General features: G+C 56.3%; 15 protein-coding genes and 1 tRNA gene. 1 reads left to right on the top strand and 15 read right to left on the bottom strand.

Annotated features, from left to right (window positions below):
* Positions 1–394 precede the first annotated feature (394 nt).
* The 15 genes from BUE18_RS14380 to BUE18_RS14450 form a co-directional block, all read right to left on the bottom strand.
* Positions 395–1,945, bottom strand: coding sequence for a 2-isopropylmalate synthase (locus BUE18_RS14380; RefSeq protein ID WP_073476808.1), 1,551 nt, complete (start codon positions 1,943–1,945; stop codon positions 395–397).
* Between the two features lie 176 nt (positions 1,946–2,121).
* A complete protein-coding gene (cimA, locus tag BUE18_RS14385; RefSeq protein WP_073476809.1) occupies positions 2,122–3,735 on the bottom strand; it encodes a citramalate synthase in 1,614 nt (537 codons plus the stop codon).
* 25 nt (positions 3,736–3,760) lie between these two features.
* A complete protein-coding gene (ilvC, locus tag BUE18_RS14390) occupies positions 3,761–4,813 on the bottom strand; it encodes a ketol-acid reductoisomerase (protein WP_073476810.1) in 1,053 nt (350 codons plus the stop codon).
* Between the two features lie 580 nt (positions 4,814–5,393).
* Complete coding sequence (gene ilvN, locus BUE18_RS14395) at positions 5,394–5,891, bottom strand: acetolactate synthase small subunit (RefSeq protein WP_028314079.1); 498 nt, start codon at positions 5,889–5,891, stop codon at positions 5,394–5,396.
* 37 nt (positions 5,892–5,928) lie between these two features.
* Positions 5,929–7,617: a biosynthetic-type acetolactate synthase large subunit gene (gene ilvB / locus BUE18_RS14400; RefSeq protein ID WP_073476811.1), complete on the bottom strand. Its 1,689-nt coding sequence runs from the start codon at positions 7,615–7,617 to the stop codon at positions 5,929–5,931.
* Positions 7,618–7,652: 35 nt separating this feature from the next.
* Positions 7,653–9,323 carry a dihydroxy-acid dehydratase gene (ilvD, locus tag BUE18_RS14405; RefSeq protein ID WP_073476812.1) on the bottom strand — a complete coding sequence of 557 codons (1,671 nt, stop codon included), beginning with the start codon at positions 9,321–9,323 and terminating at the stop codon, positions 7,653–7,655.
* Between the two features lie 322 nt (positions 9,324–9,645).
* Positions 9,646–10,221 carry a hypothetical protein gene (locus BUE18_RS14410; protein ID WP_139264749.1) on the bottom strand — a complete coding sequence of 192 codons (576 nt, stop codon included), beginning with the start codon at positions 10,219–10,221 and terminating at the stop codon, positions 9,646–9,648.
* 114 nt (positions 10,222–10,335) lie between these two features.
* Complete coding sequence (gene aroQ, locus BUE18_RS14415) at positions 10,336–10,788, bottom strand: type II 3-dehydroquinate dehydratase (protein WP_073476814.1); 453 nt, start codon at positions 10,786–10,788, stop codon at positions 10,336–10,338.
* A gap of 215 nt (positions 10,789–11,003) precedes the next feature.
* Positions 11,004–11,663, bottom strand: a complete 660-nt coding sequence (gene rpe / locus BUE18_RS14420; RefSeq protein ID WP_073476815.1) for a ribulose-phosphate 3-epimerase — start codon at positions 11,661–11,663, stop codon at positions 11,004–11,006.
* Positions 11,660–12,640, bottom strand: coding sequence for a PASTA domain-containing protein (locus BUE18_RS14425; protein ID WP_073476816.1), 981 nt, complete (start codon positions 12,638–12,640; stop codon positions 11,660–11,662). Before BUE18_RS14425 ends, rpe begins: the two co-directional genes overlap by 4 nt.
* Positions 12,637–14,004: a 16S rRNA (cytosine(967)-C(5))-methyltransferase RsmB gene (gene rsmB / locus BUE18_RS14430; RefSeq protein ID WP_073476817.1), complete on the bottom strand. Its 1,368-nt coding sequence runs from the start codon at positions 14,002–14,004 to the stop codon at positions 12,637–12,639. Before rsmB ends, BUE18_RS14425 begins: the two co-directional genes overlap by 4 nt.
* A 3-nt stretch (positions 14,005–14,007) precedes the next feature.
* Positions 14,008–14,931: a methionyl-tRNA formyltransferase gene (gene fmt / locus BUE18_RS14435; RefSeq protein ID WP_073476818.1), complete on the bottom strand. Its 924-nt coding sequence runs from the start codon at positions 14,929–14,931 to the stop codon at positions 14,008–14,010.
* A gap of 6 nt (positions 14,932–14,937) precedes the next feature.
* Entirely contained in the window at positions 14,938–15,456 is a 519-nt protein-coding gene (gene def / locus BUE18_RS14440) for a peptide deformylase (RefSeq protein ID WP_073476819.1), read from the bottom strand.
* 4 nt (positions 15,457–15,460) lie between these two features.
* Positions 15,461–16,570 (bottom strand): lysylphosphatidylglycerol synthase transmembrane domain-containing protein, encoded by a 1,110-nt coding sequence (locus tag BUE18_RS14445; RefSeq protein ID WP_073476820.1) that lies wholly within the window; start codon positions 16,568–16,570, stop codon positions 15,461–15,463.
* A complete protein-coding gene (locus tag BUE18_RS14450) occupies positions 16,567–17,502 on the bottom strand; it encodes a bifunctional riboflavin kinase/FAD synthetase (protein WP_073476821.1) in 936 nt (311 codons plus the stop codon). The genes BUE18_RS14445 and BUE18_RS14450 overlap by 4 nt, the downstream gene beginning before the upstream one ends.
* Positions 17,503–17,671: 169 nt before the next feature.
* Between BUE18_RS14450 and BUE18_RS14455 the strand changes: the two genes are divergently transcribed.
* Positions 17,672–17,758: transfer RNA gene (locus BUE18_RS14455), tRNA-Leu, on the top strand.
* Positions 17,759–18,007 lie beyond the last annotated feature (249 nt).

Here is an 18,007-nt window from a genome sequence, read left to right on the forward strand (position 1 = left end):
AAGCATGGAAACGGATTCAATTGTTGGGTTTCGTGAGAGCAAGAGCCAGCGTCATGCAGCCTCGCAGCGCCATGTATTTCGCTGCTGTTGGATAGAACATACAACTCTATCCAACCTACTATCTTTATTTGAAAAAAGTAGGTTGGTTAGAGCGTGTACAGGCGTATTGAACGCCGAGAATGCAGCGTATTCCCAAAACGTTTTTGACAGCTGCATTTTTTGTCGCGAAACCCAGCAATATGCTCCCACACCCTTTTAAAGATGTTGGTATTGGAGGAGCGCCAGTCATTTTTTCACTCTTAAAAATATGGCATGATGCAAAAACAGCCGCCTGCGTGTCTCGCACAGGCGGCTGATTTGATTTACTGCTTATAAAAGGCTGCCAAACGACCCTTTATTCGTTTTCCACGACGTCCTTGTCGGAAATCACCGGGTTATCCCGCAGGTATTCCAGGCGATTGATGCCGTTCACGTAGGCCTTGGCGCTGGCCGTGATGATGTCCGGATCCACGCCGCGGCCCAGAGCGATGTTCTTGCCCTCTTGCAGCCGCACGGTCACCTCGCCCTGGGCGTCGGTGCCGCCGGTCAAAGCGCTGACCGTAAAACGCAGCATCTCGGACGTTGTGCCCGTCATCTTGGCGATGGTGTTGAACGCCGCGTCGATGGGACCGTTGCCGAACTCGGCGCCCATGAGCACGTCGCCGTTGGTTTTCAGGCCCACGGTGGCGGTGGGCTTGACGCCGGTGCCTGCGGAAACGTGCAGGTAGTCCAGGCTGTATTTATCCGAAGTTCTCAGGATGCCGATGGAGACCAGGGCTTCCAAATCCTCGTCCACCACGTGCTTTTTCTTGTCCGCCAAATCCTTGAACTTGATGAACAGATCCTGCAGTTCCTCGTCAGACAGCACGTAGCCCATGTCCGCCAGATGAGACCGCAGGGCGTGACGGCCGGAATGCTTGCCCAGAACCATGTTGTTCTTGGACAGGCCCACGGTTTCGGGGCGCATGATCTCGTAGGTCATGGGATTTTTCAGCACGCCGTCCTGATGGATGCCGGCTTCGTGGGCGAAGGCGTTGGCGCCTACAATGGCCTTGTTTGGCTGGACCATAATTCCCGTGATCATGCGAACCAGCCTGGAGGCCGGGTGTATTTGCTCCGTCACGATATTGGTATGAAAGTCCAGGTAATTCGGCCGGGTGTGCATGGCCATGACGACTTCTTCCAGGGAGGTGTTCCCTGCCCGTTCGCCGATGCCGTTGACCGTCACCTCCGCCTGACGAGCGCCGGCCTGGATGGCGGCCAACGTGTTGGACGTGGCCAGACCCAGGTCGTTGTGGCAATGGACCGACAGGATCGCCTGGTGGATGTTGGGCGTATGCTCCATGACGTACTTGACCAACTCGGCGAACTCGTGGGGGATGGCGTATCCCACGGTGTCGGGCAGGTTGACCGTGGTGGCGCCGGCCGCAATGGCGGCCTCGAACACCCGGCACAAGTAATCCCGGTCGCTCCGGGACCCGTCTTCCGCCGAAAACTCCACGTCGTCCGTGAAGGACTTGGCGTATTTGACGGCGTTGACCGCCGCTTCCACCACCTGATCCCGGTCCATTTTCAACTTATGTTCCAGGTGAATGTCCGAGGTGGCGATAAAAGTGTGAATTCTGGGATGCTTGGCATGCTGCACCGCGCCCCAGGCTTTATCGATATCGCTCTTGGAGGTCCTGGCCAGGCCGGCCACGCTGGACTTTTGGCACACAGCCGCCACGTCCTGAACGGCGGCGAAATCGCCTTCGGATGCGGCGGGAAAGCCCGCTTCCATAATATCCACGCCAAGGGCTTCCAGGCGGCTGGCTATGCGCACCTTTTCCTTGGCGTTCATGGTGGCGCCGGGGGATTGTTCTCCGTCACGCAGGGTGGTATCGAAAATGTATACTCTATCGCTCATGGTTTTGCTCCTTTATGTTTCATCATGTGTGTCTTGTTCCCGGCTTGCGCCGGATTTTCTTTTAGAAACCGTAAGCAAAACCGCCAAGGACCCGCCGCAGGGCGGTGTGTTTCATACACCCTGCGGCGCACCTCGCATGTACATTTACATCCGGGTCGTTATTCATATTGAATTCCTTATGAATGGTTATGTTCTTCCCTGGCCTTGTTCAGCCGGTACTGAAAGCTGTCCGCCAGGGCTTGCCAACTGGCCTCAATAATATCTTCGGAGACGCCTATGGTTCTCCAAATCTCCTTTTTATCCCGGGATTCGATGAAGACTTTAACCCTTGCAGCAGTGCCTTCCCTTCCGTCAATAACCCGCACCTTGAAGTCCACCAGGCGCATGTTGTCGCACTCTTCGGGATAGAACTTGTGCAAGGCCCGGCGCAGGGCGTTGTCCAGCGCGCCCACGGGGCCGTCGCCTTCGGCCGCGGTGAACCGCTCCTGGCCGTCCACCAGCAGCTTGATGGTGGCTTCGGCGTAGCACTGGCGGTCCTTCTCCTTGCGGATGGTCACCAGAAAGGACAGCAGTTCAAAGGCGGGCTCGTATTGCCCCAGCTTCTTTTTCAGCCAGATTTCAAAAGAGCCTTCGGCGGCGTCGAACTGGTATCCCTGGTTTTCCATCTTCTTGACTTCCGAAACCAGGGCCGCCGTGTCCGTGCCGTTGCCTTCGATCTCGATGCCCAATTCCCTGGCCTTGTACGCCACGTTGCTTTTGCCGGCCAAGTCCGAAACCAGCACCCGGCGGCGGTTGCCCACCAGTTCCGGGTTCATGTGCTCATAGGCCGCGGGGCACTTCATAATGGCGCTGACATGAATGCCGCCCTTATGGGCGAAGGCGCTTTCGCCCACAAAGGGACGATTGCTCACCGGCGTCATATTGGCCGCCTCGCTCACGTACCGGGAGAGCTCCCGCAGCCGCGCCAGGTTTTCGTCCGTCAGGCAGGGCCGATTCATCTTCAGCTGCAACACCGGGATGATGGAGGTCAGATCCGCGTTGCCGCAGCGCTCTCCATACCCGTTGACGGTGCCCTGCACTACGGTTGCGCCGCAATCCACGGCCGTGATGGTGTTGGCCACGGCCAGATTGCTGTCATTATGGGTATGGATGCCCAGGGTAACGGGCTGGCCGCCGTTCTTTTTCCTGTGCTTTTGGATGAACGCCCATATTTCCGTTACGATGGCCGTGATTTCCGTCGGTAAAGAGCCTCCGTTGGTGTCGCACAACACAATGGAGTCCGCGCCGCCGTCCAGGGCTGCGGCTATGGTCTTTTCCGCGTATTCCCGATTGCCCTTGTAGCCGTCGAAAAAATGCTCGGCGTCGTACAGGACTTCCCGGCCCTGGGACTTGACGTACTCCACGGACTCGCGAATCATAGCCAGATTTTCGGCCAGGGTGTTGTCCATGACCTGCTCTACATGCAGATCCCAGGTTTTGCCGAACATGGCCACGGCCGGGGTGTTCGCCTTGACCAAAGCGTTCAGATTGGCGTCGGCCGAAGGCCTTACTCCCGCCCTGCGGGTGGAGCCGAAAGCCACCAGCCTGGCTTTTTTAAACTTGACCCGAGAGGCCAGGTCGAAAAAAGCGTCGTCCCTTGGATTGGAACCCGGCCAACCGCCCTCAATATAATGGATCCCAATGTCATCCAGCCTCATGGCAATTCGTATCTTCTCTTCCGCCGTGAAGTTGATGTCTTCGCCTTGGGTTCCATCTCTCAGGGTGGTGTCGTAAAGCCATACAGGTTCCATATCCAAGTCTCCTCTATAAAAAAAGTTATTTGCCCTGATTTTCAGGGCGAAGGCTGCGTACCGCAGCGCCTGCACGCCACATTTCGGAATTCTTGATGGCGTCCAGCTCCACTTGAAGTTTTTCCGCGTAATCAGGCTGGCTGTTGGATTCCAGGGAGATCCTGGTCTCTTCGCCGGTCTTGACGCTTTCGTACAATTGATCGAACACAGGGACCACCGCGTCGCGGAAGCGGGGGGCCCAGTCCAGAGCGCCGCGCTGGGCCGTAGTGGAGCAGTTGCCGAACATCCAGTCCATGCCGTTTTCCGCAACCAGACGGATGAGGGACTGGGTCAGCTCTTCCACGGTTTCGTTAAAGGCTTCGCTGGGAGAATGGCCGTTTTTCCTCAAGAGGTTGTACTGGGCTTCCATCACGCCGGCCAGGCATCCCATCAAAACGCCGCGTTCGCCCGTGAGGTCGGAGTACACCTCGTTCTGAAAGGTGGTGGGGAAGAGGTACCCGGAGCCGATGGCCATGCCCATGGCCAGGCAGCGATCCATGGCGCGGCCGGTGGCGTCCTGGAAAACCGCAAAGCTGGAGTTGATGCCGCTGCCGTCCAGGAAGTTCCTGCGCACGTTGGCGCCGGATCCCTTGGGCGCCACCAGGATTACGTCCACGTTTTCCGGCGGAACGATCTTGGTCTGCTCCTTGTACACAATGGAGAAGCCGTGGGAAAAGTACAGGCAGTCGCCTTCGTTCAGGTTTTCCTTGATCACGGGCCACAGCATCATCTGGGCGGCGTCGGACAAGAGATACTTGATCATGGTGCCCTTGGCGGCCGCTTCGGCGATGGGAAACAGGGTTTCGCCGGGCACGAAGCCGTCGGCGACGGCCTTGTCCCAGGACTTGCCGCCTTCCCTCTGGCCGATGATGACCTTGAAGCCATTATCCCGCAGGTTCAACGCCTGGGCCGGCCCCTGAACGCCGTATCCGATCACGGCGATTACTTCGTCTTTCAAGACTTCACGGGCCTTGTCCAGGGTGAATTCCTGCCTGGTGACCACTTCCTCAATAATGCCTCCAAAATCAATCTTTGCCATCCGTTGTTCTCCTTGTTTGGTGTTTTGTTTTTTTATGTAAAAGTTTCAATTCTCGGGATTCGTCTGTTTCTTTGCTTTGCGTGAATCCGTGCGTTCCTGTTTTTTCGTGTACGATTTTTCAAGAACCCGGATAGCAAATATTTTTAACCTGCACAGATTCAGCGCAGGACCGTCCAGGGACTTGGTGTAAGGGCGGGCTTGATGGCCCGCCCTTACGGGCGCCATGGTTAGGCTGTATGGGTAGCTCTTGATTGCGCCATGGTTAGGCGGCGATAAGAGTTATTCCCTGTAAGCGCCTTGGTTAGGCATTGGATCGCCCCCGCAGAAGCCTTGGTTAGGTTGCGGGAGACTGTCCCTTTGGACGCCTTGGTTAGGCAATTGGATTTCGCCCCGGCAAGAGCCATGGTCAGGCTGTCAATTCCTGCCCCTGCAAAAGCCGTGGTTAGGCTGCAGGATGGGTGGGGAGTGTGAAATCCAAGTAAAATCATTTGTTAATCCAGGTTTTACCCAGAACGAACTTGCTCCCTTTGAATTGAATAAAAGGTTTCTTGTTTCAAGCGGCTCTCATCGCCGCCTGGCTTTAGTTTCCGTTTCTTTGCTCCCGGGACAGGGCGGTTACGCCGGTCCGGGCGATTTCCTTGACGCCCATGGGCTTCAACAAATCCAGCAGAGCAGTGATCTTGCCCTGGTCGCCCGTAACTTCCACGGTGTAATGCTCGGCGCTTACGTCAATGACCTTGCACCGGAAAATATCCACAATGCGCAGAATCTCAGCCCGGAACTCGGGCTTGGCGCTCACCTTGACCAGGGCCATTTCGCGGTAGACCGCCGGGCCTTCCGCCAAATCGGTCACCTTGACCACGTTGATGAGCTTGCGCAGTTGCTTGATGATCTGTTCAATGACCAAAGGGTCGGCCTGGGTAACCAGCGTAATACGGGACAACCCTTCGGAAGCGGCGTTGGCCACGCACAAACTTGCGATATTAAATCCCCGGCCGGAAAAGAGCCCGGCTATGCGGGAAAGCACCCCGGGACGGTCTTCCACCAGAATGGACAAGACATGTTGTTCTTCGGACATGGTTTATTCCTTTATCTGTTTCGGGATAAAACCCGGTTTAAACCAGCAGCATTTCAGTGATGGGCGCGCCTGCAGGCACCATGGGATACACGCATTCCTCCCGCTCCACCACAAAGTCCATGATCACGGGCCCCTCGGCGGCAAGCCCCTTTTTCAGGACTTCGTCCACCTCTTCGGGCTTGGTCGCCCGCAGGCCCGTTGCGCCGTAAGCCTCAGCCAGCTTGACGAAGTCAGGCTGTACGTCCATTTGAGTGGCGCAATACCGCTTGCCGAAAAACAATTCCTGCCATTGCCGGACCATGCCCAGGTATCCGTTGTTCAGGATGACCACCTTAACCGGCAGTTTGTGCTGCATGGCCGTGCCCAGCTCCTGGATGTTCATCTGGATGCTGCCGTCTCCGGCAACGTCCACAACCAGATCGTTGGGAGCCGCCACCTGAGCGCCGATAGCCGCGGGCAGGCCGAAGCCCATAACGCCCAGGCCGCCGGAGGTGACGAACCGGTTGGGTTGATCAAAATCGTAGAACTGGGCGGCCCACATCTGGTTTTGGCCCACTTCCGTGCTGATGATGGCCTTGCCTTCCGTAATCTTGCACAGCCTTTCCACCACGTATTGGGGCTTGATGACGTCGGTTTGCTCGTAAGCCAGACGCTGGGCGGCCTTCCATTCGGCGATGCATTTCAGCCAGGGCGCCCGTTTTTCCGGGATTTCCGTCAAATTTTCCCCGGTCAGGAGTTCGTTCAACTTGTCCAGGGTGGCTTTGCAGTCGCCCACCACGGGGATGGAAACCGGCACGTTCTTACGGATGGACGTGGGGTCGATGTCCACATGGATGATCTTGGCCTGGGACGCAAAGGTGTCGGTCTTGCCGGTCACCCGGTCGTCAAAGCGAACGCCCACGCCCAGCAGGACGTCGCAGTCGCCGGTGCTCATATTGGCCCGGTAGGTGCCGTGCATGCCGATCATGCCCAGGGACAAGTCGTCGGACCCGGGAAAGGCGCCCAATCCCATGAGGGTGGTGGTTACCGGAATTTGCAGCTTGCGGGCGAAATCCGTCAGCGCCTGGGAGGCGTTGGAGGAAATGATGCCGCCGCCGGCCATGATCAGGGGCTTTTTGGCCTTCATCAGCTCTTTAATGACCTTGGTCAACTGCTTGGTGTTGGGCGTGACCGTGGGGTTGTACGACCGCATGGTCACAGGTCCCTTGGGCTGCTTGAAATTGGCCGTTCCGGCCAAAACGTCCTTGGGCAGGTCGATCAACACGGGGCCGGGCCTGCCGCTCCGGGCGATATGAAAGGCTTCCCGGATGGTGTCGGCCAGCTCGTTCACGTCCTTGACCAGGTAGTTGTGCTTGGTGCAGGGCCGGGTGATGCCCACGATGTCCACTTCCTGAAAGGCGTCGTTGCCGATGAGATTTGTGGGAACCTGGCCGGTCAGAACCACCATGGGAATGGAATCGCAGTAGGCCGAAGCGATTCCCGTGACCGTGTTGGTCGCGCCGGGCCCGCTGGTAACCAGGCATACGCCCACTTTGCCGGAAATTCTGGCGTACCCGTCGGCGGCATGGACTGCGCCCTGCTCGTGCCTTACCAGGTAATGGCGGATGTTTGACTTTGCCATCTCATCGTACAAACCGATGAGCACGCCTCCGGGATAGCCGAATATGCTGTCCACCCCTTCGGATTCCAACATTTTCAATAATATTTCAGAGCCTGAGAGTTTAATGGTGCACCTCCTTGCTTAATGACGAAATAACCCTATTACAGAACCACCGCGCCTTTGCTGGCTGATTCCACGTTCCTTGCGTAGCGAGCCATGTAGCCCTTGGTTATCTTGGGCTCCGGCGGGGTCCAGTCAGCCATACGCGCCTTGATTTCCTCTTCGGGAACCTCCAGGGCGATGGTTTTTTCCGGGATGTTTATCTTGATGATGTCCCCTTCCCGAACCGCGGCGATAGGTCCGCCGCTCATGGCCTCGGGGGAGACATGCCCGATGGCGGCGCCCCGGGTGCCGCCGGAAAAGCGGCCGTCCGTAATCAGGGCGACGTCGGCGTCCAGGCCCATGCCCGCGATTACAGACGTGGGGGTGAGCATCTCACGCATGCCCGGACCGCCTTTGGGTCCTTCGTAGCGCACCACCACAACATCTCCTTTCTTGATCAAACCGTCCATGATGGCCTTGGATGCCTCGTCTTCCGAGTCAAACACCCTGGCGGGGCCTTCATGAACCAGCATTTTATCCACCACGGCGGATTGCTTGACCACGCAACCCTCGGGCGCCACGTTGCCGAATAATACGGCCAGGCCGCCTTCCTTGTGGTAGGGGGTTTCCACCGAACGGATTACTTCGGGATCCAGAATCCGGGCCTTGGCGGCGTTTTCGCCCACTGTTCCGCCCGTGACCGTGAGGCAATCCGTGTTAATCAAATTATGCTTGATCAGCTCGCCCAGAACGGCCTGAATGCCTCCGGCCCTGTTCAGGTCTTCAATGCGATGATATCCGCCGGGGCTCAACTGGCACAGATGGGGAATCCGGGCGCTGATTTCGTTGATTTGTTTGAGGTCGAACTCCACGCCCGCTTCATGAGCAATGGCAGGCAGATGCAGGGCCGTGTTGGTGGAGCAGCCCAAGGCCATGTCCACGGCCAGGGCGTTGGCGAAAGCCTCAGGCGTCATGATCCGGCTGGGGGTGATGTTTTTTTCCACCATGTCCATGATCGCCATGCCCGCCTGTTTGGCCAGGCGAATGCGGGAGGCCATGACCGCCGGAATGGTTCCGTTGCCGGGCAGGCCCATGCCAATGACTTCGGTCAGGCAGTTCATGGAGTTGGCGGTGAACATGCCGGCGCAGGAGCCGCAAGTGGGGCATGCCTCGTCTTCCATCAGGCTCAGCTCCTCTTCGGTCATCTTGCCGGACTTGACCGCGCCCACGCCTTCGAACACCGTGATCAGGTCGATCTTGTCACCGTTCTTCACCTGGGGATGGCTGCCCGCCAGCATGGGGCCGCCGCTTATGATAACCGTCGGGATGTCGATCCGTGCCGCCGCCATGAGCATGCCGGGGACGATTTTGTCGCAATTGCAGATCAGAACCAGACCGTCGAATGCATGGGCTGTGGCCATGATTTCCACGGAGTCAGCGATAATTTCACGGCTGGCCAGGGAGTACTTCATGCCTGCGTGATTCATGGCGATGCCGTCGCAAACGCCTATGCCGCCGAATATTGCGGGAGTGCCGCCGGCCAGATAAATGCCCTTTTGCACGGCCTCGGCTATATTGTTCAAATGAACATGCCCTGGGATTACCGCGTTCATGGGATTAGCCACCCCGATCAGGGGCCGGTTCAGTTCTTCGTCCGTATAGCCCATCGCCTTAAAAAGGCTGCGGTGGGGGGCTCTTTCCAGTCCGATTCGAACATTATCGCTTTTCATTAGGTTTCCTTTTTTATGCTTTTTGCCGAAATTTTGTTTTTTTCGCCCTTAAGGCAAAAAAAAATCCGTTGCCAGCGGGCTGGCAACGGATTTTTTTAAAACTTATGTATATTTAACCGTTATCCAGCCCGTCCGTAGCAGGGAAGTACCCCTACTACGATAATAAGACCGAGGCTAATAATGATAACGGAAATAATGCTCTTCATGTGCGTTCTGCGAATCCTTTTGAGTAAAAGTTCCTGCTTCAAAAACTGCGACCTTGTAACAAGCCTGTCAAGCGGCTGTCAAGGATTTTTATTCAGTATTTTTACACTAACGAAAATTAAACCTGAATCCCCGCCACCAGGGCCAGCGTGGTTTCATAATCCCCCCCAAAGCAAACCCTGGTGACGTCCCTGTAACGATACACATTGTCGTCGTCCACCCATTCGGCGGTGGGGGATAAGGCTTTCAGGGTGTAAAACTCGTCCGCGGCCATCTTGATGCGCCCGACCTCGCACTCTCCGTCCGAATCCCATTCCCTGTGAATAACCAACAAAGGAAATAACTTTTCAACGGACCGGAACATGGAGCGGGTATCTTTTAGATCAATGCCTTCCAGAGGGATAGGCCGCATACCCCGCATGCCCAGAGCTCTTTCCAAAAATCGCCTGTGTTCGAATTCCGAATCCAGCAGGGTGATGTTTTCCGTCCGCAGCACCTCGTATCCGTCCAGGTCGAACCGGTCGCTGATCAACTGGATGAGCACGTGCTCCCGGGAAAAATCCAATATAAACCCATGGAAGAGAAAATCCTCTCCATCCAGGTCCTGACGGCCTATCTGGACCAGTATTCTTCGTTTTTTCGCCTGGGTGAGAGCATTTATCAGCTCCGCCAAATGGTCATCATCCTCAATCATAAACGCCTCAAGAATATGGATCGATGGAAAAACTAGTCGAGGACCGCAGCCTCAAATCAAATAATAGGCCTTTTTAAAGATTGAGCAAGGGTCAAGCAGCGACGATCGCCATTTTTAGCCGCCCTTCACCATGTCAGCCATAGCCTGCAGGGCCATGTTGTACCCCATGGCGCCGAATCCCGCCATTTGGGCCGTGGCGACGCCCGAGACAAAGGACTTGTGGCGGAACTCATCCCGCTTGTACACATTGGACAGGTGAAGCTCGATAATGGGAACGTCATGCAGCAGCAAGGCGTCCCGGATGGCCACGCTGGTATGGGTGTAGGCCGCCGGGTTGATGATGATGCCGTCCGCGTTTTCAAAGGCCTCCTGGATTCTGGTCACCAGGGCGCCTTCGGAATTGGATTGGAAGCATTGAACCTCCACGCCCAGCTCCTCCGCCTGCCTTTTAAGGCCCTCGTTGATTTCATCCAGGGTGGTGGAGCCGTAGACCTCGGGCTCCCGTTTGCCCAGCATGTTCAGGTTCGGGCCGTTCAGGACCAGTATGACGGGTTTGTTTTTTTGCATCACAACTCCCTCCACCGAATGGGGTCAAATCTACGTTTGACGTTTGACGCCTATTTTAAAGCAGGGCAAGCCCTGAAGCTACATGGCTGATTGCATCGGCATCGCTATGTAGCGGCGCCCCCTGTGGGCGCCTGATTTTGGAAGGATAAGCCCTGCGTCCCATTTGGGCGGAGAAACCCCGCCCCTACCCGCCAAGCCAAATTGCTGGCGCAGGTTTACGCTTCGCCCAAAAGGGTTCTGAACTCCTGGATGGTCGCCGCATAATCTTCGCTGCCGAAAATGGCCGAACCGGCCACAAAGGCGTCGCACCCTGCGTCGGAGGCGGACTTGATGGTCTTGGAATTAATGCCCCCGTCCAGCTCAATGAGCGCATTCAGGCCTTTGGATTGGATCATATTAGCCAATGCTTCGGTTTTCCGCAGGCTGTTGTCTATGAACTTCTGACCGCCGAACCCCGGGTTGACGCTCATGAGCATGACCAGGTCCACGTATTCCAGCACCCATTCCAGGGAGGACAAAGGCGTTGTGGGATTTAAAACCACGCCCGGTTTGGCGCCCAGCTCCCTGATGAGGTTGACGGTCCGATTGAGATGGGTGGTGGATTCCACCTGGATGGTGACGTAATCCGCCCCGGCCTTGACGAAATCCTCCACGTACAATTCCGGCTGCTTGATCATCAAATGCACGTCAAGGGGAAGGTCCGTCACCCGATCGACCGCCTTGCAGACCACGGGGCCAATGGTGATGTTGGGCACAAACCGGCCGTCCATGACGTCCACGTGAATCCAGTCGGCTCCGGCTTTTTCAACAGCCTGCACTTCCTCGCCCAGACGGGCGAAATCCGCGGACAAAATCGAGGGTGCTATAATCTTCACTTTTTCAGTCTCCCATAAAAAAATATTTCACGGCTTTGCTTAATTATCCGGCCGTCCCGGTACAGGAAAAACTCCCCGTCCTTGTCCGGCAGCAGGAACCACAACCGGGTTCCCGGACTAACATATTCGTCGTATAGGACCTGCAGGCCGCCTCCCACGCTGACCTTAAGCTCCATGTGGCTTTTCAGGAATCCCGGAGGCACGCGGAATGATACAAACCCAGGCCCCTGGCTTCGGCCTTTATTCCGGTTGTCGTTAGGCTTGGGCCGGTTCACCGTAAGCTCTATGCCCTGGCCTTCCAGAATGCGATACCCCATCGCCGGATACTGGTCAACCACTACTCCGGGCGGTTGGTCCACCTTGTTCACCGCCCGGACGTCGTTCACCTTGAATCCCCAGCGTTCGGCCAGCAGCATGGCGTCTTCCGGGTTCAAACCCGAAAAATCCGGCATGATCATGGCCTTGGGGCGCTTGCCCAAACTTACCAGCAGGCGGACTTCCGCGCCGCGCGCCACGGAGTCGGGCGGCAGGGGGTCTTGGGCCAGAATCGTGTCCGGCAATGCGTCGTCATACACCCTGGTGATCCAGACGAGGTTCAGGCCGTTATCCTCGATCCAAATTCTCGCCCTGCGAAGATCCGATCCCACCAGGCTGGGCATGGACATGGTTTCCGGCCCGGAAGACAGAATGATGCGCACATCCCGGTCTTTCTTGATTTCCCTGCCCGGCTCCGGGTCCTGGGAAACCACGCTGTTTTCCGGAATTGCGGGATGATAGCGCATGCCCGCCACTTTGGTGTTCAGGCCCATGGCGGAAAGAGTTTGCAGAACGTACACCACGTCCTTTCCCACAAGATCCGGGGCCGTCACCGTGTCGGCGGAGCCGAACAGAAAACGCAGGGAAAGATAGGCGCTTCCGCCCATGACGGCGAAAAAAATCACTATGTATATTAGAAGCCTGGGCAGTTTTTTGATCATGCTCGACGCCTCATGCGTGCTGCAAAAAAGCCGTCCATACCCTGCCTGTGGGGGAAGGTCCGCATGCAGCCCTGCTCGTCCAGCATGGTTTGATCCCCTTCTTTGGGCAAAGGACTCGGCTCCAGGGTGAAGTCCTCATTGTTCTTTAAAAAAGCCTTAATAACGCCGTCCGTTTCCTCCGGTTCCATACTGCAAACCGAGTATAGGATCAAGCCCCCGGGCCTGACCAGTTCCGAAGCACGGGACAGGATCATCCTCTGGAGTTTGGCGTGCTTATGGATGGAATTCAGGGTCTTGGACCATTTGGAATCCGGATTGCGGCGAATTACGCCCAAGCCCGTGCAAGGCGCGTCCACCAAAACCTTGTCAAAACTTTGAGGCTCCAGTGGAAGCTCACGGCTAAAATCCAAAGCCCGCGTTTTGACGATGGATACCTTCAGCCGCGCCATTTCCTCTTCAAGCCTTTTGAGCTTGCCCGGCTCAAGATCGGCGGCCAGGATTTCTCCCTTGTTGTCCATCAACTGGGCCATATGGCTGGTTTTGGAGCCCAGCCCGGCGCAGGCATCCAGCACCACTTCTCCGGGTTGAGGGCCCAGGCAAAGGGCCGTCATCTGAGAGGCGGCGTCCTGCACGGAAAATTTTCCCGCAGTAAAGCCCGGCAACTCAAATATCGGGACCTGAGGCGCTGCAAAGGACATGGCCATGGGCGGCCAATCATGCATCTCAAGACTTTTCACCTGATCCCGAATTGCCTCCGCAACCTCGTCCCTGTTTGCAACCAGGGAATTCACCCGGATGGTTAGGGGCGCAATCTTGTTGCCGGCCTTGCAAAGCTCCAGGGTTTCTTCGGCTCCAAAGCGTTTGATCCAGCGTTTGACCATCCACTCGGGATAGGACTCAGCCACGCAAACGGCCTTAAGCGGGTCTTTTGCGAAATCGGGAAGCTGAAGCCCCCTGCCCTTTCGCTCCACGTTGCGCAGCAAGCCGTTGACGAACTTGGACACAAAAACCGGGGCGGCCTTTTTAGCCATTTCCACGGAGGAATCCACGGCCAGGGCCGGAGGCACCCTATCCAGGAACAAAAGCTGAAACACGCCCATTCGCAGAATATTCAGGATTTCGGGCTGAATTTTATTTAACTTGGTCTTGGAAAACGAACTGATTATCCAGTCGATGCGGCCGCGATTGCGCAAAACGCCGTAGACCAAAGCCATGACAAGAGCCCGGTCCTTGCGGGTGAGCCCCGGCTCTTCTTCCAGGGCCCGGTCCAGAACTGCGTCGAGGACTTGATCGCCGGATTCCAGCCGATCCAAAATACGCGCAGCAGTAATGCGTGATTTGTCCTTGCCGGCAGGAGGTTTCACGGCTTATCCCAGTTTGGCGCCGGGATCGATCCTGGCGCCGCGCAGATAATCTTCCGCTTTCAAGGGCTTGCCCGAAGCGCCCTGGACCCGCGTGATGTTTAGCACGCCGTCGCCCGTAGCAACCAAAAACACGCCGCCCGTGCTGGAAATTACCGTGCCGGGAGCGGCCTGGGTGGGCTCGTCCCATAAACGGGCTTCCAGGATGCGCATGCGCTTGCCGTCCAAAAAGGTGAAAGCGCCGGGCCAGGGAGTCACGCCGCGAATCAGCCTTTCTATGGCGAAGGCGGGCTCTTCCCAGCGAATCCGCCCGTCCGCCTTGGACAGGGCTCGGGCGTAGGTGGCTTTGTCGTGCTCCTGGGGCGATGGAGTGATGGAGTCCGGATTATCCAGGATATTGATCAGCAAGTCCGCTCCGGCCTGGGATAGCTTGTCATGCAGAGTCTGAGAGGTGTCCGTATCCGAAATCTCCACCTCGGCGATGGATAAAATGTCGCCCGTATCCATGCCAACGTCCATGCGCATGGCAGTCACGCCGGTCTTGGCGTCGCCGTTGATGATGGCCCACTGGATGGGCGCAGGACCGCGATACGCCGGTAATATGGAGGCGTGGATATTGATCGGCATGGTTTTCGGCAGGGCCAGGACATCTTTGGTCAGGATGTGCCCGTAAGCGATGACCACAAAGACGTCGGCCTCAAAGCCTGCAAGCTCCTCCACAAACTCGGGGGCCTTGGGGTTCTCCGGCTGCAAAACCGGCAGGCCCAGGCGCAAAGCCTCTTCCTTGACCGGAGGCGGCGCCAGCTTTCTGCCTCGGCCCTTGGGCCGGTCCGGCTGAGTGACGACCGCGGCCACGTCATGGCCTTGCTCGCACAATTTTTTCAATGGAAGGACGGCAAAGTCCGGGGCGCCCATGAATACGATTCTCACAGGCTCCTACCCTTCCGCCTTCATGGCCTTTGCCACGCGCCGCTTGTACATGCTGCGCTTTAAGGAGCTGATTCTGTCGATGAACAGCTTGCCGTCCAGGTGGTCGATCTCGTGCTGCAGCACAATGGAAAGCAGCCCTTCCGCATCGATCTTCACAGGCTTGCCATCCTGGTCCACGCCTTCCACGGTCACGCAGGCGAACCTAGGAACGTCGGCGCGAAACTCAGGCACGCTCAGGCAGCCCTCGTTTTCCGAAGTCACCTTGCCTTCCGTGTGGACGATCTTGGGATTGATCAGCACCTTTAGCCCGGTGCCTTCCGAATCTTCATCCTCGGCCACGTCGTAAACCAGCATGGCTTTGTCCACGCCCACCTGCACGGCGGCCAGGCCCAGGCCCGGAGCGTCGTACAAAGTTTCGGTCATGTCCTCCACGAGGCAAACAAGGTCTTCGTCAATATTTTCAATAAGTTTACACGGCTTACCCAAAATGGGCGCCGGATAGGTCACTATGTCCAAAAGAGCCACAAGCCTATCCCCTCTCTGTAGTTTGAATATTATTTTCAGCCAGTTCTTCGCCGGCGCTCGAAATTTGCCTGATGCTGACTCCGGTCATGACCACACTGATCAGGCCCAGAATAATGGGCACAATCAACTGGATCACATGGTTGACCAGGGTAAATCCGGCGGCCTCGTCCCGGGGCACGCCAAAAAGCACCATGGCGAATATCCCCCCAGCCTCCCACAGGCCCCAAAAGCCCGGTGCGGAAGGAAGAGAGATTGCAAAGCATATTATAACCATCATGGCGGTTAATTCCAAGGCCGACATGGAAATACCCGGACATCCCTGAACCATGACAAAATAAGTTCCGGCCAGCAAGCTCCAGAGCGCCAGGGAAATTCCAAGGCATAACAGGACCTTGCCAAAATCCTTGATGGCGGCGAAGCCCCGGGCGATTCCGTTCATAATTCCCACGACGGGAAGGCAAATTTTTTGCCGCACCTTTTCCTGGGCGTTAAGGCTCAGGAAAAACAGAATCGACGGAGACGCCAGGATAATCCGCTCCATGAGCCCGCGGGAAAACTCAAAGCTCACCAGAATGATTCCGGCAATCAGCACAATGGAAAGCCGGGTCATGGCCGATGCAGCCCCTTGCAGCACCTTGCTGGAAATGGTGTACTGATCCACCTCCACTTCCAGGTTGGGATCGATCTGCACATAGGCCGCCACCACTGCAAACAGACTTAAAAGTATGATGAGATCAAAGGCCCGCTCCGCAGCCACAGTCGCCAGGGTCTCAAAAAACGGAACGTTTTTCCGCCTTTTCAAGATGGCCGGCCGTGCAAGCTCTCCCACCCTGCCGGGAAGAATGCAGTTCATCATAAACCCGATCATCATGGGGTGGTAGGCTTCCCAGAAGCCGAGTTTCTCCACCGAGCCCATGATCACCCGCCAGCGCCACGCCCGCAGAAAAAAGCTCATCATGGCCATGCCCAAGGCGGGCAGGGTCCACCAGTAATTGATGGAGACTATGTAGTTCATCAAAGGCTCGAATTGAACCTTTCGGAACGAAAAATACAGGCCCAGCCCGGAAATGATCAGGCCCACAAGCAGGGAAAGGACTAATTTTTTTCCCTTCATAAGGGGATTATCTCCCTGGCGATTTTGATGTCCTCCTGGATTTGCTCAATCAGGGCGTCCAGGTTGGGAAACTTGATCTCGCCCCGCAGCCTGGCAATGAAATTCACCTTGATTTTTTTGTCGTACAGATCCCCGGAAAAATCCAGGGCGTGGACCTCCACGGTAAAAATGTAATCGTCAAAAGTGGGGCTGTAGCCGATATTGGCCACGGCCGGATACACGGCGTCATCCACCTGCATGGTGACGGCGTATACGCCGGTTTTGGGGCATAACTCGTCGGTCAGGTGGATGTTGGCCGTGGGAAAGCCCAAGAGCTTGCCGCCCCGGTTGCGGCCTTTGACCACCATGCCGCGGACCTGATAGTCCCGGCCCAGAAGGCGTTTGGCCTCGTCGATTTTTCCGTCCTGGACAAGTTCCCGGATGCGGGTGCTGCTGATGCGCTCTCCGTCGGGGCCAGCCTGGCCGATCCAGGGGACCACCATAAGTTCGAAGTCCAGGGGTTCTGCAATTTGCTGCAAATATTCCACGTTGCCCTCCCGGCCCTTGCCAAAGCAATAGTCGGGTCCGACAATCAGCACTTTTACGCCCAATCGCTTGATAAGGATGTCCTCCACAAATTCCCGAGGGCTCAGGGAGGCGAAGGCCTCGTTGAAGGGTACGACCACCAGGGCGTCCAGTCCGGTGCGGCTGATAAGCTCTACTTTTTGTTCATACAGAGTGATAAGAGGCGGAAAATTCTCCTTTTTCAGAAAACGGGCCGGATGCGGTTCAAAGGTCATGGCCATGGAACTGCCTCCGATGGAGTCCGCTTTTTGGATGACTTCAGAAAAAAGGGCCTGATGTCCGATGTGGACCCCGTCAAAATTTCCGATGGTAATAACAGCCTTTGAAAACGGCTGCTTAATGGCTTCCAGGTTCTCGATTAATTGCATTTGTTAAAAAAGCTCCCATATTTCGCTTGACATACAAACCGAATCCGTTTAATTAGTGCATCCGTTCGGGGAAATCAACCATTTTCCCGGACAGGCCGAACCGAAAAACGGAAGCTCAAGCCGGAAGGCCATTAGAGCAAAAATTTTTGGGCAAGGCCAGGACATAAATGCCGAAGTGGCGGAATTGGTAGACGCGCTAGGTTCAGGGTCTAGTTGGAGTATTCCAGTGGGAGTTCGAGTCTCCCCTTCGGCACCATGTCATTTTTGCAACAAAATCAATGGGTTACGACAAAAGTCGTAGCCCATTTTTTATTTTCACTTTTGGGATTGGTCAAGGTTTTGGTCAAGAAAATGCAGAAAGGAAGTCACTTTTTCCACTGCTTGGCGGGTGTCGTCTTCGTCGACCGTTGAGTAGCGATCAAACATCTCCCTGGTTGAATGCCCGGTGATTTTCATGATTACGGACTTGGAAGCAGTCCGGCGCAAAATCTTGGACTTTCAGAGC

This window comes from Desulfatibacillum alkenivorans DSM 16219 (genome assembly GCF_900142135.1).
GTDB lineage: Bacteria > Desulfobacterota > Desulfobacteria > Desulfobacterales > Desulfatibacillaceae > Desulfatibacillum > Desulfatibacillum alkenivorans.

Bases quoted from the DNA above. Each gene is read 5' to 3' on its own strand.
- BUE18_RS14380 (WP_073476808.1), bottom strand. From the start codon at position 1,945: ATGAGCGATAGAGTATACATTTTCGATACCACCCTGCGTGACGGAGAA.
- cimA (WP_073476809.1), bottom strand. From the start codon at position 3,735: ATGGAACCTGTATGGCTTTACGACACCACCCTGAGAGATGGAACCCAA.
- ilvC (WP_073476810.1), bottom strand. From the start codon at position 4,813: ATGGCAAAGATTGATTTTGGAGGCATTATTGAGGAAGTGGTCACCAGG.
- ilvN (WP_028314079.1), bottom strand. From the start codon at position 5,891: ATGTCCGAAGAACAACATGTCTTGTCCATTCTGGTGGAAGACCGTCCC.
- ilvD (WP_073476812.1), bottom strand. From the start codon at position 9,323: ATGAAAAGCGATAATGTTCGAATCGGACTGGAAAGAGCCCCCCACCGC.
- BUE18_RS14410 (WP_139264749.1), bottom strand. From the start codon at position 10,221: ATGATTGAGGATGATGACCATTTGGCGGAGCTGATAAATGCTCTCACC.
- aroQ (WP_073476814.1), bottom strand. From the start codon at position 10,788: ATGCAAAAAAACAAACCCGTCATACTGGTCCTGAACGGCCCGAACCTG.
- BUE18_RS14425 (WP_073476816.1), bottom strand. From the start codon at position 12,640: ATGATCAAAAAACTGCCCAGGCTTCTAATATACATAGTGATTTTTTTC.
- BUE18_RS14445 (WP_073476820.1), bottom strand. From the start codon at position 16,570: ATGAAGGGAAAAAAATTAGTCCTTTCCCTGCTTGTGGGCCTGATCATT.
- BUE18_RS14450 (WP_073476821.1), bottom strand. From the start codon at position 17,502: ATGCAATTAATCGAGAACCTGGAAGCCATTAAGCAGCCGTTTTCAAAG.